The organism is Streptomyces sp. NPDC051315, from assembly GCF_044455165.1.
Lineage (GTDB): Bacteria > Actinomycetota > Actinomycetes > Streptomycetales > Streptomycetaceae > Streptomyces.
In genome coordinates this window covers 225,227-239,309 of sequence record NZ_JBITEN010000005.1, presented here as the reverse complement: position 1 = coordinate 239,309, position 14,083 = coordinate 225,227, and the positions used below count along the sequence as shown (strand labels likewise).

General features: G+C 73.6%; 12 protein-coding genes and 1 pseudogene. 9 read left to right on the top strand and 4 right to left on the bottom strand.

Annotated features, from left to right (window positions below; translation table 11 throughout):
- The first annotated feature begins 3 nt into the window (after window positions 1–3).
- The 6 genes from ACIBBD_RS12430 (at window position 4) to ACIBBD_RS12405 (ending at window position 6,579) form a co-directional block, all read left to right on the top strand.
- Entirely contained in the window at window positions 4–2,811 is a 2,808-nt protein-coding gene (locus tag ACIBBD_RS12430) for an NHLP bacteriocin export ABC transporter permease/ATPase subunit (RefSeq protein WP_399419299.1), read from the top strand.
- A 122-nt stretch (window positions 2,812–2,933) separates the two neighbouring features.
- Window positions 2,934–3,941, top strand: coding sequence for a Ppx/GppA family phosphatase (locus tag ACIBBD_RS12425; protein WP_399419298.1), 1,008 nt, complete (start codon window positions 2,934–2,936; stop codon window positions 3,939–3,941).
- A 27-nt stretch (window positions 3,942–3,968) separates the two neighbouring features.
- Window positions 3,969–4,151: a hypothetical protein gene (locus ACIBBD_RS12420; RefSeq protein WP_399419297.1), complete on the top strand. Its 183-nt coding sequence runs from the start codon at window positions 3,969–3,971 to the stop codon at window positions 4,149–4,151.
- Window positions 4,152–4,595: 444 nt separating this feature from the next.
- A complete protein-coding gene (locus tag ACIBBD_RS12415) occupies window positions 4,596–5,615 on the top strand; it encodes an iron-containing redox enzyme family protein (protein ID WP_399419296.1) in 1,020 nt (339 codons plus the stop codon).
- A gap of 21 nt (window positions 5,616–5,636) precedes the next feature.
- Window positions 5,637–6,290: a HemK2/MTQ2 family protein methyltransferase gene (locus tag ACIBBD_RS12410; protein WP_399419295.1), complete on the top strand. Its 654-nt coding sequence runs from the start codon at window positions 5,637–5,639 to the stop codon at window positions 6,288–6,290.
- Between the two features lie 124 nt (window positions 6,291–6,414).
- Window positions 6,415–6,579, top strand: a complete 165-nt coding sequence (locus tag ACIBBD_RS12405) for a CDGSH iron-sulfur domain-containing protein (RefSeq protein ID WP_399419485.1) — start codon at window positions 6,415–6,417, stop codon at window positions 6,577–6,579.
- A gap of 182 nt (window positions 6,580–6,761) precedes the next feature.
- On the opposite strand, the gene ACIBBD_RS12400 is transcribed toward ACIBBD_RS12405, so the two are convergent.
- Entirely contained in the window at window positions 6,762–7,193 is a 432-nt protein-coding gene (locus tag ACIBBD_RS12400; RefSeq protein WP_399419293.1) for a protease inhibitor, read from the bottom strand.
- Window positions 7,194–7,790: 597 nt separating this feature from the next.
- Here ACIBBD_RS12400 and ACIBBD_RS12395 point away from each other — a divergent pair.
- The 3 genes and pseudogenes from ACIBBD_RS12395 (at window position 7,791) to ACIBBD_RS12385 (ending at window position 11,245) form a co-directional block, all read left to right on the top strand.
- Window positions 7,791–9,311 (top strand): annotated as a pseudogene (locus ACIBBD_RS12395) (purine-cytosine permease family protein).
- The gene (locus ACIBBD_RS12390) at window positions 9,308–10,003 is read left to right on the top strand and encodes an alpha/beta fold hydrolase (RefSeq protein ID WP_399419292.1); all 696 of its coding nucleotides are present in this window, start codon (window positions 9,308–9,310) and stop codon (window positions 10,001–10,003) included. The pseudogene ACIBBD_RS12395 and the gene ACIBBD_RS12390 overlap by 4 nt, the downstream one beginning before the upstream one ends.
- 72 nt (window positions 10,004–10,075) lie before the next feature.
- Window positions 10,076–11,245: a lactate 2-monooxygenase gene (locus ACIBBD_RS12385; protein WP_399419291.1), complete on the top strand. Its 1,170-nt coding sequence runs from the start codon at window positions 10,076–10,078 to the stop codon at window positions 11,243–11,245.
- A gap of 27 nt (window positions 11,246–11,272) precedes the next feature.
- Here ACIBBD_RS12385 and ACIBBD_RS12380 read toward each other — a convergent pair whose 3' ends face one another.
- From ACIBBD_RS12380 to ACIBBD_RS12370, 3 genes are all read right to left on the bottom strand, one after another.
- Entirely contained in the window at window positions 11,273–12,919 is a 1,647-nt protein-coding gene (locus ACIBBD_RS12380) for a ricin-type beta-trefoil lectin domain protein (protein WP_399419290.1), read from the bottom strand.
- Window positions 12,920–13,412: 493 nt separating this feature from the next.
- Window positions 13,413–13,790, bottom strand: coding sequence for a toxin Doc (locus tag ACIBBD_RS12375; RefSeq protein ID WP_399419289.1), 378 nt, complete (start codon window positions 13,788–13,790; stop codon window positions 13,413–13,415).
- Between the two features lie 3 nt (window positions 13,791–13,793).
- Window positions 13,794–14,039 (bottom strand): hypothetical protein, encoded by a 246-nt coding sequence (locus ACIBBD_RS12370; protein ID WP_399419288.1) that lies wholly within the window; start codon window positions 14,037–14,039, stop codon window positions 13,794–13,796.
- Window positions 14,040–14,083 lie beyond the last annotated feature (44 nt).

Here is a 14,083-nt window from a genome sequence, read left to right as displayed (position 1 = left end):
GCCATGCAGGAAGGCGATCTCGTCCTGGGCGCGCTGGGGCAGACGGGCACGCGCATCGACTGCGCGGGCTTCAGCCGCCTCGACCTCGAAGGTCCCCAGGTGCTCTGGCTGGTCGCGGCCGGAGCGCTGGACCTGTTCGCGGTGGACGCCGAACAGCAGGGCCACTGGCACCACCTGGGCCGCCTCGAAGCGGGCTCCCTGCTCCTCGGCCCGGTCGCCGGACCGCAGCACACCCTGGTGGCACGCCCGGTGCGGGACTGCTTGGTCCACCGCGTCAACCTGCGCGAGCTGTACCAGCCCGCGAGCACCCAGACCTGGTCCTACGACGAGTACGGCAACCCCCAGTACGTGCCGCCCACGACGAGCCCGCTGGAGTACGCCCTCGCGCTCGGCGTCGGCCGCGGTCTGTCGGTCCTCTTCCAGGCACCGATGGCCGGCGAGGCCGCCGCGGGCGTCACGGACGACGACGTGTTCTGGATGCAGGTGCCGCCCGGCAGCGTCCAGTACGGCTCGCTGTACGGCGCGGAGGCGGCCGCCGACCTGCTGATGGACCCCGCGGTGTGGCAGTCCATGGTCGACCAGCAGTACCGCCTGCTGACCACGCTGGACCGCTGGATCGAGCAGCTGGAGCGCACCCACGAGACCCGCACGGCCGCCGGGATCAAGGCCGGTGAGGCGGTCCGCGCCCAGGCCGACCGGACCCTGCTGGCGTCGATCGGCAAGAAGGGCGGACAGCGCACCACGGCCGCCGACGCGGACGCCACCTTCGCCGCCTGCAAGCTGGTCGCGGAGGCCGCCGGAATCACCCTCGTCGAGCCCACGCGGATGGGCGCCGGCAACGACCGCCTCGACCCGGTCGAGCAGGTGGCCCTCGCCTCCCGGGTGCGCACCCGCGCGGTACGCCTGGACGGCCGCTGGTGGCGGGACGACGTCGGCCCGCTGGTCGGCCACCGGGCGCTGTCCGGGGCGCCGGTCGCGCTGCTGTGGCGGCGCGGCGGCTATGTCGCCGTCCATCCCGCGACCGGGCGGGAGACACCGGTCGAGAAGGCCAACGCGGAGGAGTTCGAGCCGCGGGCGGTGATGTTCTACCGCCCGTTGCCCGAGCGCGGGCTGAGCCCGCTCGGGCTGCTGCGGTTCAGCATGCGCGGCACCGCCGGGGACCTGACGCATCTGCTGCTCAGCGGGCTGGTCACGGTGGCGATCGGGGCGCTGGTGCCGATCGCCACCGGCAAGGTGCTCGGCGAGTACGTGCCCCGGGCCCAGCAGGACCTGATCGTGCAGGTCTGTCTGGCGGTGATGGTCAGCAGCGTGGTCGCGGCGGCGTTCCTGCTGCTGCAGAACCTGACCATCCTGCGGCTGGAGGGCCGGATCGAGGCGACGCTCCAGCCGGCCGTGTGGGACCGGCTGCTCAGGCTGCCGACGAAGTTCTTCGCCGAGCGCTCGACCGGTGAACTGGCCAGCGCCGCCATGGGCATCAGCGCGATCCGCCGCCTGCTGGCGGGCATCGGCCCGTCGGTCGCGCAGTCGGTGACGATCGGCGCCATGAACCTGGGGCTGCTGTTGTGGTACAGCGTCCCGATGGCGATGGCGGCGGTCGGGATGCTGGTCGTCATCGCCGCGGTGTTCCTCGGGCTGGGACTGTGGCAGGTGCGCTGGCAACGGCGGCTGGTGACGCTCTCCAACAAGCTGAACAACCAGGCGTTCCAGACCCTGCGGGGCCTGCCGAAGCTGCGGATCGCGGCCGCGGAGAACTACGCGTACGCGGCCTGGGCCGCCCGGTTCGCCCGCAGCCGGGAGCTGCAGCAGCGGCTCGGCCGGATCAAGAACCTCAACGCGGTGCTCGGGGCGGTGTACCTGCCGCTGTGCTCCCTGCTGATGTTCATGTTGCTGGCCGGTCCGGCGCGCGGGGCGCTGTCGGCGGCGGACTTCCTGACCTTCAACACCTCGATGACCATGCTCCTCACCTCGGTGACCTCGCTGACCGGCGCGTTCGTGTCGGCGGTGGCGGCGCTGCCGCTGTTCGAGGAGATCCGCCCGGTGCTGGAGGCGACCCCCGAGGTGCGGGCGGCGAGCACCCGGCCGGGCCCGCTGTCCGGCGCGGTCGAGGCCCGCCGGCTGTCGTTCCGCTACTCCGACGACGGGCCGCTCGTCCTGGACGACGTCTCCTTCGAGGTGCGCCCGGGCGAGTTCGTGGCGATCGTCGGCCCGAGCGGCTGCGGCAAGTCCACGCTGCTCAGGCTGCTCATCGGCTTCGACAAGCCGGTCTCCGGGAGCGTGCTGTACGACGGCCAGGACCTGGCGGCCCTCGACCAGTCGGCGGTGCGCCGCCAGTGCGGGGTCGTCCTGCAGCACGCCCAGCCGTTCACCGGCTCCCTCCTGGACGTCATCTGCGGCACCGGGTCGTACACGCCGGAGGAGGCGATGGCGGCGGCCGAGCTGGCGGGGCTCGCGGAGGACATCAAGCGGATGCCGATGGGGCTGCACACGATCGTCTCCGGGAGCGGGTCCGTCTCGGGCGGCCAGCGCCAGCGGCTGATGATCGCCCAGGCGCTGATCCGCCGGCCGCGCATCCTCTTCTTCGACGAGGCGACCAGCGCCCTCGACAACGCGACGCAGCGCACGGTCATCGAGAGCACCCGCAAGCTCAACGCCACCCGCATCGTCATCGCCCACCGGCTGTCGACCGTGATGGACGCCGACCGGGTCGTGGTCATGGAGAACGGAAAGGTCGCCGAGCAGGGCCCGCCCGCCCGGCTCCTCGCCGACACGGGCGGCCGGCTGCACGAGCTGGTGCGCCGGCAGCTGGCCTGACGGGGCGCCCGGTCCGGGCGGCGCCCTCGCACCGCGCCGTCCCCTCGTGGCTCGGTGCTCGGACGTAGGCGGCGTACGCCCCGGCGTGGGCATGACGGTGCGCGCCTGGGTACTCGCCGGTTATGAGAATCAGCGTGCTGGACGTGGGGTCGAACACGGTGCGGCTCGTGGTGGCGGACGCGGAGGACGGCGTACCGCTGCCCGTGCACACGGCCAAGTGGCGGTTGCGGCTGTCCACGCAGGTCAAGCCGGGTGAGCCCATCCCCGACGAGTCCGTCGAGCGGCTCGTCGACGCGGTCGCCGCCGCGAGCCGCACCGCGACCCGGTGGGGGGCGACGAGCCCGCTGGCGTTCGCCACCGCCGTGGTGCGCAGCGCACCGAACCGTCAGGAGGTGCTGCGCACGGTCCGCTCCCGGACGGGTGTGCCGCTGTGCACCCTGCCGGGCGAGGTGGAGGCCGAGCTGACCTTCCTCGGCGCCCGGCGCTGGATGGGCTGGCGCTCGGGGCCGCTCGCCCTCCTGGACATCGGGGGCGGCTCGTTCGAGGTCGCGTTCGGGCGGGGCCGGCTGCCGGACTTCGTGGCCTCGCTGCCGCTCGGGGCCGGCCGGCTGACCCACGAGTTCTTCGCGGAGCAGGATCCGCCGTCCCCGGAGAGCGTCCGCGCGCTGCGGCGCAAGGTGCGCCACCAGTTGCGGGACGTGGCCGCCCGGATCCGCTGGGAGGGCCCGCGCACCGCCGTGGCCACTTCCCGGACGTTCCAGCAGCTGGCTCGGTTGTGCGGGGCGCCGCCCGGACGCCACGGCCCGTTCGTCGACCGCACGCTGGACAGCCGTGACCTGGGCCGGGCCGTCGAACGGCTGGCCGCCCTGCCCGCCGCCGAACGCGCCCGGCTGCCCGGCATCTCCGCGCCGCGCTCCGCGCAGAGCCTGGCGGGCGCGGTGGTCGGGCACACCGCGATGAAGCTGATCGGACTGCAGACGGTCACCCTCTGCCCGTGGGCGATCCGCGAGGGCATCATGCTGCGCCACATCGAGGACGGCGCGTCCTGGTGGGCGGAGGTCACCCGGCTCGCCGAGGAGAGCGCGCCCCCGGAGCCGGTCCCCCTGCGCATCGCCTCCGGGAAGAACTGACCACTGCCCCACAGGGAAAGGAGCTCCATGTCCGGCGACGCCAAGCACCCCGAGGACCGCCCCGGGACCGCGCTCGAAGAGGTACTGCGGGAGATCGAGGAAGCCGAGCGCCGCACCGACGCCCCGCGGGACGAGCGACGTCACGACGGCGAGGCCGGCGAGGCCATCACCCCCAACACCCACGCCCAGGAACAGTCGAAGGGCGACTGACGACCGGGCCCCGGCCGGGCGGTCCACCCGCGATCGCCCGGCCCCGGCCGCGCACCGGACGACGCGATCCCGCCCCGCGCCCCGACGAGCAAGCGTCCCCCGGCACGCATCGCGCCGACCACGCACGCGCCACCGCGCCTATCCCGACGACCACGCACGCCCTCCCGCCGTATGTCCCGCCGACCACGCGCCCCCGCCGCCGACGACCACGCGCTCACGCCCGCACCGGCCCCAGCGACCACCCGGACCTGCCTCACCACCGGCGACGCCTGCCGCGCCCGCACGACCGCCCACGAGACGGGCACCCCGTCACACGCCCCCCGTCACGCACCCCGCAAGCCCGTGCCATAACCCGGGGAGCCCTGCGTCCGCTCCGCCCCACCGCCGCCACCAGCCCCTCGACCACACGGGGATGTCCCGCTGACCACGGGGTACACGGGTCGCATGGCGCTCGAAGGACCCAACGAAGGACCACGTCTGCCGGCTGCCCGGGGCCCGCTCTCCGGGGCCGTCCGCGACTACCTGCTGGGCACGGGCCCGCTGCCGCCCGCCGAGGCGGTCGCGGGCGCGTCCGCGTACGGTGACGACCTCCAGCTGGCCCTGTACCTCTGCTACGAACTGCACTACCGCGGTTTCGCCGGGGTGAGCCCGGACCGCGAGTGGGACCCGGACCTGCTGCGGACCCGGGCGGCGCTGGAGGATCGTTTCCTTACCGCCCTGCGCGCCGACACCCCCGTCCACGACAGCCTCGACGAGGCGCTCGCGGACCTGCTCGTCGAGCCCGTCGAGGGCACCGGCGTCTCGCACTTCCTGCGCGACGAGGGCGAGCTGTGGCACCTGCGCGAGTACGCCGCGCAGCGCTCGCTGTACCACCTGAAGGAGGCCGACCCGCACGCGTGGGTGCTGCCCCGGCTGTGGGGCCGGGCGAAGGCGGCCATGGCGGCCGTGGAGTTCGACGAGTACGGCGGCGGCCGCCCCGACCGGGTCCACGCCCGCCTCTTCGCGAACCTGATGACGGACCTGGGCCTGGACACCACCTACGGCCGCTATCTCGACGCCGGGTGCGCCGAGGTCCTGGCCACGGTCAACCTGATGTCCCTGCTCGGCCTGCACCGTTCCCTGCGCGGAGCGCTCGTGGGTCACTTCGCGGCGGTCGAGATCACCTCCTCCCCCGGTTCCCGACGGCTCGCCGAGGCGATGCGCCGCACGGACGCCGGCCCGGCCGCCGCGTACTTCTACGACGAGCACGTCGAGGCCGACGCGGTCCACGAGCAGATCGTCCGGCACGAGGTCATCGGCGGTCTGCTGGACGAGGAGCCGCACCTGGCTCCCGACATCGTCTTCGGCATCGACGTCACCGGCCTGCTGGAGGACCGTCTCGCCGCACGTCTGCTCACTTCCTGGCGGGCGGGCCGGACCTCCCTGCACGCTCCCCTGTCCGCCGAAATGGCTCATATATCCTGAATGTCGGGGTAATTGGTCAGAGTGAATCCGCTGGTACTTCCGGGCGTCTACGCCCCTCAGGAGGACACCGACCTGCTGGCCGGGGCGCTGTCCGATGAACCGCTCCCACCGGGCGCGGAGGTTCTCGACGTGGGCACGGGCTCCGGCGCGCTCGCCCTGGAGGCCGCCCGCCGCGGCGGGCGGGTCACCGCCGTCGACGTGTCACGGCGGGCGGTGTGCGCGGCGCGCTGGAACGCGTGGCGGGCCCGGCTGCCGGTGCGCGTACGGCACGGCAACCTCTTCGAGCCCGTGCAGGGACAGTCCTTCGACCTGATCCTGACGAATCCGCCGTACGTGCCGGCCCCGGCGGCCGGCCGGGAGCCGCGCGGTCCGGCCCGGGCCTGGGACGCGGGCGGGGACGGCCGACTGGTCCTGGACCGGATCTGCCGGGAGGCGCCGGAGCTGCTGCGGCCCGGCGGGGTGCTGCTGGTGGTGCACTCCGCGCTCAGCGACCCGGACCGCACCCTCGCGCATCTGCGCGCGACCGGCCTGAAGGCCTCGGTGACCCGGCGCCGCCGCATACCCTTCGGACCGGTCATGCGCTCACGCGAGGACTGGCTGCGCGAGCAGGGGCTGCTCTCCGCCGACGAGGACAACGAGGAACTGGTGGTCGTCCGTGCCGAACTCCCCTGCTGAGCCGCGCTCCGGCGCCGAGCGGCGGTCTTCCGCCGCCGGACCGGACTGCACCACCAGCCCGGACTCCACCACCGGACCGCCCCGGCCCGCCGAGCCGCACTCCCCCGCCGGCGAAGCCCGCAGGATCACCGTCCAGCGCCGGGGCCCGCTGCTCGTGGAGGGGCCGGTGGAAGTGGAGCTGGAGGACGGCTCCACGGTCACCTCGGACCGCTTCCGGGTCGCCCTGTGCACCTGTCGGCGCAGCCGCCGCTATCCGTGGTGCGACACCAGCCACCGCGACCGGGCCTGACACCGCGCCGGACGGCTCACTGCCGCCCGGCGCTCTGACGAGGTGATCCCAGGGGCCGGCGGGCGGCCCCACTCCGCCCGGCCGGCCCCTGGTGCGAGATCGCGGTGGTCCCGTGTCAGTGGCTCGCACTCCCCACGTCACGAGCCTCTCGCGGCGTCCACGGAAGCCACGCGATCCCGGTCTCAGAACGCGAAGAGGCTGCTCCCGGAGGAGTTCTTCACGCACTCGTTGGAGAAGAGGCGCTCGTAGGAGACGCGCTTGCCCTGCCACACGCCGTCGACGGTGACGACGACGGGGTCGTACTGCTTGGTGCACCAGGCGTCGCCGGCGACCGTCAGGGCCTCGAGGTCGCCGTCGGCGGCGCGCAGTTCGGCGCAGGCCATGGCGGCGTTGGGGTGCGTGCCGGAGGGCGTCGGCGCGCAGCTGAGGGTGACGGCACGGGCCGGGGTGACGGCGGCGGCGCTCTCGCCGTGGCCCAGCGTCAGCACCAGGGCCGACGGGGCGTACAGCGAGGCCGGGGCGGCGGGAGCGGCGAGCGCGGACCCGGTCAGGGGTCCGCAGACGGCGGTGGCCGTGAGGCCGAGGGTCGCTGCCCAGCGCGCGGTGTTCCGCATTGTGTGCATCCTTCCGCTTGATTCGGGGGTGTGCCGGTCCGGCGCGATCGGTGCCCGACGCGGCGACGCCGATCCTGCCGAGTCCGTCGCCGAAACTCACATCGACCCCACCGCTTTCAGTAACCTTGCGTATTGAATCAGTGGCGTGAAGTCACGGAGTTCGAACGTTCCAACCCCGTAAGCAAGCGCTTCATGATCCTGCGGCCCGCCTGGCTGACCGGTTTCCATAGGGTCGTTAATCGTCCGGAAACATTCCGCTTTCCTGCCGCATCCCACTCCGTGGCCTCCTTCCGTCCGCCCCGCGGGAACACCCGACGGTGGTCGTTTCCTCCATCCGGGCCGCTGAGAAAGGAGGAATCGTCCTCTGGCCGGGGTCTCGCCCGGTGCCGTACATTCGCCGGACCCCGTTCCGGACGCCGTCCGCACGCGCCGCCCACCCCGCCGCGGCAGCGGCCGTTCAGCCCGCCGCGCGCTCCCGCGCGCTCCCCCGTCGTCCGCCCGCCGAAGCCTTCGTCGACCTCGCCGTCCACCCCGGCCCCCACCCCGCCGTCGCCCTCCGCGTCCCTCACCGAGGCCGAGACGCACGGTGTCGACCGCATCCCCGACACGGAACGCACCGCGACCCCGTTCGACCTGTTCCGGCTGGCCTTCGGCGGCGCGAACACCTTCTCCACCTGCGTCCTGGGCGCCTTCCCGATCCTGTTCGGACTGTCCTTCCGGCAGGGCCTCGCGGCCACCGTCCTCGGCGTGGTCGCGGGCGCGCTGATCCTGTGCCCGATGGCGGTCTTCGGCCCGGTCACCGGCACCGACAACGCCGTCTCCTCGTCGGCGCACCTCGGTGTGCACGGACGGGTCGCCGGCTCCTTCCTCTCCCTGCTGACCGCCGTCGCCTTCTTCTCCCTCTCGGTGTGGAGTTCCGGTGACGCCCTGGTCGGCGGCGCCCACCGGCTCTTCGGCCTCAGCCGCGGCGATCTGTCGTACGCCGTCGCCTACGCGCTGTTCGCCGGGCTGGTGCTCGTGGTCTGCGTGTACGGGTTCCGGTTCATGCTGTTCGTCAACAAGGTCGCGGTCACCTCGGCGACCGTGCTGTTCCTGCTGGGCGCGGTGGCCTTCGCGGGTGACTTCGATCCCTCGTACGCGGGTGTCTTCACCGACTCCGCGGACGGGCGACCCGGTCCCTGTTCTGGCCGTCCTTCATCGGCTCGGCCCTGATCGTGCTGTCCGACCCCGTGTCGTTCTGGGCGTTCCTCGGTGACTGGTCGCGCTCCATCCCCGCGCCCACCCCGCGCCGCCGGGTGGTCGGCGCCGTGTTCCTCTCCCAGGTCGCGACCCTGCTGCCGTTCCTCTTCGGCCTGTCGACCGCGAGCGTCATCGCGACCCAGGCCCCCGAGTACGTCGATCCCGCCGCCCCCGACTTCGTGGGCGGGCTGCCGGCGATTTCGCCGGCCTGGTTCTTCCTGCCGGTGTGCCTGCTGGCCCTGATCGGCGGCATGTCGACCGGCACGACGTCGTTGTACGGCACGGGCCTGGACTTCTCGCCGGTGTTCCCGCGGCTGTCGCGCGTGCGGGCGACCCTGCTGGTCGGCGCGGTGTCGATCGCGTTCATTGTCGCCGGCCGCTTCGGCCTGGACCTCGTCCGGTCGATCTCCACGTTCGCCACGGTGATCATCACCTGTACGACGCCCTGGATGGTCGTGATGAATGCTCGGCTTTCACACCCGGCGCGGCTGGTACGACCCGGAGGCGCTCCAGGTCTTCAACCGCCGTCAGCGCGGCAGCCGTTACTGGTTCGCGCACGGCTGGAACTGGCGCGGCACGACCGCCTGGTGGGTGTCCGCCGTCGTGGCGTGCTGTTCACCGACGTCCCGGGACACTTCGTCGGTCCGCTCGGCGATCTGGCGAACGGCGTCGACATCGGCCTGTCCCTGTCGCTGGGCGTCGCCGCCGTGCTGTACCTGGCCCTGCTGCGGCTGTTCCCGGAGCCCCGCGCGGTGTACGGGCCCGACGGGCCGCGGCCGGCCAGGGCCGTGGAGGTGCCGGTGCCGCCGATCACCGGAAACCGGCACGGGAGTTGGCGAGGGGCCGTTGTCGGACCCCCCGGCTACCTTGCGGACATGACTCATTTCGTGTTGGTGGCGGGGTCGTGGCTCGGTGCGTGGGCGTGGGACGAGGTGGCGGCCGAGCTGCGCGCCGCGGGGGACGACGCCCATCCGCTGACGCTCTCCGGGCTCGCCGAGAAGCAGGGGGTCCCGGCGGGACTGGAGACGCACGTCCGGGACGTCGTCGACGAGGTCGGGCGGCTCGGTCTGCGGGACGTCGTGCTGGTCGGGCACAGCTACTCCGGGATCCCGGTCGCACTGGCCGCGGAGCGGATCGGTGACCGGCTGCGCCGGATGGTGCTGGTCGACGCGAACGTGCCGGTCGACGGGGAATCGTTCCTGTCGGGCTGGCCGAGCGGTCCCGTGCGGGAGGCGATCGCCGCCCACGACGGCTTCTGGCCCCCGCTCGCCGCGGACGACTTCGCGGGCCAGGGCCTGACGGATGAGCAGATCCGCCGGATCGTCGACGGCGCGACCCCGCACCCGGGCGCCACCCTCGTCGAGGCGGCGGCGGTGCAGGGCTCACCGGCCGACCTGCCGACGACGTACGTCAAGTGCCTGCTGGACGGCGACGAGCCGATGCCCGCCGTGGCGCCGCTGCTCGCCGGCGACCGCTGGGAGCTGGTGCGGATGGACACCGGGCACTGGCCGATGTTCTCGCGGCCCCGCGAACTGGCCCGGATCCTGCGGGAGTCGGCCGCGGGCCGCTGAGCGCGCTACCGGCCGGTAGGGTCGCCTGCGGCACGGGCTCGACGACGCGACGACGAGGGGCGGCAGGGACGGATGGCGAAGCACTGGGCGGACTTCCAGTACGAGATCTACCTGAACGGCATGACGGGCGCGGTCCCCCGGCTGCCCACCGACCTGACCCGGCTGGAGGAGCTGACCGAGCAGCGGCTCGGGCCGGGACCGGTCGGGTACGTTGCGGGCAGCGCGGGCGACGGCAGTACGGCCCTCGCCAACCGGGCGGCCCTGAGGCGCCGCCGGATCGTCCCGCGGATGCTGCGGGACGTGGCCGAGCGGGATCTGTCGGTCGAGGTGCTGGGCCGCTCGCTGCCCGCCCCGCTGGCCCTGGCCCCGGTCGGCGTGCTGTCGATCATGCATCCGGAGGCCGAGCGGGCGGCGGCCCGCGCGGCGGCCGCGCAGGGGGTGCCGTTCGTGCTGTCGTCGGCGTCCAGCACGCCGATCGAGCAGGTGGCGGAGGCGATGGGCGACGCCGAGCGCTGGTTCCAGCTGTACTGGTCCAAGGACCGCGAGGTGACCCGCAGCTTCCTGGGCCGGGCGAGGGCGGCCGGCTTCACGGTGCTCGTCGTCACCCTCGACACCCCGCTGCTGGCGTGGCGGCCGCGCGACCTCGACCAGGCGTACCTGCCGTTCCTGCACGGCGTGGGCACCGCCAACTACTTCACCGACCCGGCCTTCCGGGCGGGCCTGGCCAAGCCGGTGCACGAGGACCCGAACGCGGCCGTGCTGCACTTCGTGAGCCTGTTCGCGGACCCGGGCAAGACCTGGCCGGACCTGGCGTTCCTGCGGGAGCAGTGGGACGGGCCGATCGTCCTGAAGGGCGTGCTGCACCCGGACGACGCCCTGCTGGCGGCGGACGCCGGGGTGGACGGCGTGGTGGTCTCCAACCACGGCGGCCGTCAGGTGGCCGGCGCGATCGCGGCCGCCGACGCGCTGCCCCGCGTCGCGTCGGCGGTCGGCGACCGGCTGACGGTGCTGTTCGACAGCGGGGTGCGCACCGGCGACGACGTCTTCAAGGCGCTCGCCCTCGGCGCCCGCGCGGTGCTGCTGGGACGGCCGTACGTCTACGGCCTCGGCCTGGACGGACAGGCCGGCGTCGAGCACGTGATCCGCTGCCTGCTCGCCGAACTCGACCTCACGCTGGCCCTCTCCGGCCACGCCACCCCGGCCACCGCCGGCCCGGACGACCTCGTCGAGGACGCCGGATGACGGCCCGCCCGAGGGGCCGTCGGTGCGTCACGCGCTGCGGTCGGCCAGGTCGACGGGCTGTGCCGGCAGGGTCTCCCTGCCGGTGATCTCCAGGGAGCCGGGGCTGGCCGTGACGGCGTCGGTCAGCCAGCGTTGCCCGGTGGAGTGGTCGCGGACCTTGACGACGACGTCGGCGCCCGGGTCCTCGCCGGTGGAGGCGAGGGCGAGCGTCTCGTCCCAGCGGGGCAACAGCTCCCCCTGCACGGTGAGGTCGTAGCGGACGTCGGCGGCGCGGGCGTCACCGGCCTCGGCGCACGCGCCGAGGATGACCACACCGGCGTCCGCGTGCGAGTCCACGCACAGCTCGGGATCGGCGGCGCTGCGCAGTTGCCCGTCGTTCCCGTACGACCACCGCTGGGTCGCCTCGGAGGTGCAGGCCGCCAGTTCGAGGGCAGCGCCCGCCGTCACCTCGTCCCGGATGTCCAGGCACAGGTCGGCGGCGGCGTTGCGCAGCCTGGCCCGGCTCGGCGCGGTCGGCAGCTGGGCGGTGTCCGGGACCGAGGGCGTCACGGTGGGCGCGGACCGGGAGTCGGTGCCGGAGGCCGCGCCGCCGCCCGTGGCGCTGGTGGAGGCGGCCGGGCCGGCGCCGCCGTCGTCCGACCACGTGCCGGTGGCGAGCAGGGTGGTGAGCAGTCCGGCCGAGGCGAGGCCGACGCCCGTCATCAGCGCCCGCGGCGAGGGGCCGCCCGGTCCGCGCCGGCGCGCGGACGGTATGCGGTCGAGCAGGGTGGCACGACGGCTCCCGCGCGACCGCCCGCCGCGGTGCCGGGCGGAACCCCTGAGGCGTACGGACTGCCCGTCGGCGCGGCCGGGACGTGACTCGGCGTAGCGGCGGGCGCCCCAGCCGAGCACCGCCTCGGCCAGCAGCACGCCCAAGTCGCCTTCGAAATGGCCGAGTTGCTCCGCAGCGGACCGGCAGTAGCGGCAGGCGTCCAGGTGCTGGCGGACGTCCGGCAGGAGGTCGCCGCCGCGGCGCATGGGGACGTCGAGGAGCCGGTTGTGGAAGCGGCAGTCCTTGCTGGGCGCGAGTTCCCGGTGGGCGCGCACACAGCCCTCGCGGAGCTTCTCCCGGGCCTGCTCGTGCGCGGCGGCGACCATGTCGGTGTCCATGCCGAGCAGGCCCGCGGCCACGGTGATCGGTTCGGCCTCGACCTCGACGTGCCACAGGACGCAGCGGGCCACCGGGGGCAGTCCGTGGAAGGCGCGTTCGGTGAGCACCCGGTTCTCCGGGGTCATGGACTTGGCGGCGCGCATCCCGCGGGCGCCGGCCGGCTTGCGCAGGTCGGGCAGGACACCGGACAGCCCCTCGTCGGCGGCCCACAGCCGGATCGTGTCCCGCACGGTCACCAGCAGCCGGGGGCGCAGCGCGGTGCCCGGCTCGCCCAGTTTCAGCCGGTCGAAAACCTGGTGGAACGCGGCCGTGGTGACCATGGAGGCGACGTCCGTGGAGGAGGCCAGGCAGATCACCGCGTACGCGTGCACCGGTTGCCAGTGCCGCGCGATCAGCAGCGCGGTGGACTGGCCGACTTCGCTGTCCGTGCCGCCGCGCACTCCCGCGGCGAGGGACTCGTCGGATTCTCCGGGTCCCCCGCCGGGCGGGGGATAGGGAGGGCGAGGGGGAGGGGGGGTGAGCACTGAGCGGCTTCCTTTGGTACGTACCTGTTCGGCGCGGCGGGGAGCGCGCGTTCGCCTCCGCCGGCGAAACGCGGGGCATACCCGCCCCGGCCCCCCGCACGAGTGGTTCACCCTCGCACAACCGAGTCGCACGCAACAAGCCGCCGGAGATTCCCGGCCACTGTTGAAAGAATGTCGATAAGGGGGCGTCGATTTCGCCGCCCGAATTCCGTTGTTCGGGACGTCCCGCATTTCTCTCGGATGTGATGTCGTCATGTTCGTCCGGCGCCGCTTTTCGCCCGCCTGCGCGTGGTTCCCGCGCCCCGTGTGAAAGACGTGCACGCGTCGGCGTGACACACACGTTCCCGGCGCGCGGCGAGCCGTAGTGGACTGGGGTGGGCCCCTCCTCCAGGGCCCCGCGCGGGAGAGCGACTCTCCTGCGCGAAACGGCCGCCGGCCCTGTTCCTCCCGCCCCTCGGCCGGCGGCCCCGGAGAGCCTCGCCGTCCGGTGCGCTCAGATCTGCCAGGACCGCAGCCGGTCGGCGGCGCCGTACACGTCGGTCTTTCCGTCGATCAGGTCCCGGGCCAGGTCGACGAGGGCCCCGTAGGGCGGATCGATGCCGACGCCGCTGACGAACATGTAGGCCACCGCCGTGGCGCAGGCGAAGCGGGCGTTGGCCGAGGGCAGGGGCTTGAGCAGCGCGAGGGTGTGCAGCAGCGCGGCGGCCCGCCAGGCCGGGTCGGAGTCGACGCCGAGGCGGGGCGGGTCGACACGGTGCCGGGCGACGGCGGCGACCAGAGCGGAGAAGTCGTTGATGGTCGGCTGGTCCGGCAGGACCTCTTCGTGGCGCTGGAGCAGCCAGGGCACGTCGATGTGGATGACGGGCGTCATCGGTCAGGCGACCCGCCCCTCACCCTTGACGGGCGCCTCGTCGTCCGGGAAGGCGGCCGCGAACTCGTCGGCGTGCGACGCGAAGAACCGGCGGAACGCCTCCGCTCCCTCCTGCAGCGCCCGGTGGCGCGCGATGTCGGCGGCGGCGGCCTCCCGCACGAGCGCCTTCATCGACGTACCGCGCTCCTTGGCGATCTGCCGCAGGTCCTCCAGCTCGCGATCGCTGAATTCCACATTGAGGGCTGGCATGCCTTCACGGTACCGCGCGGGTACTTACTCGTAAATATCCCCAG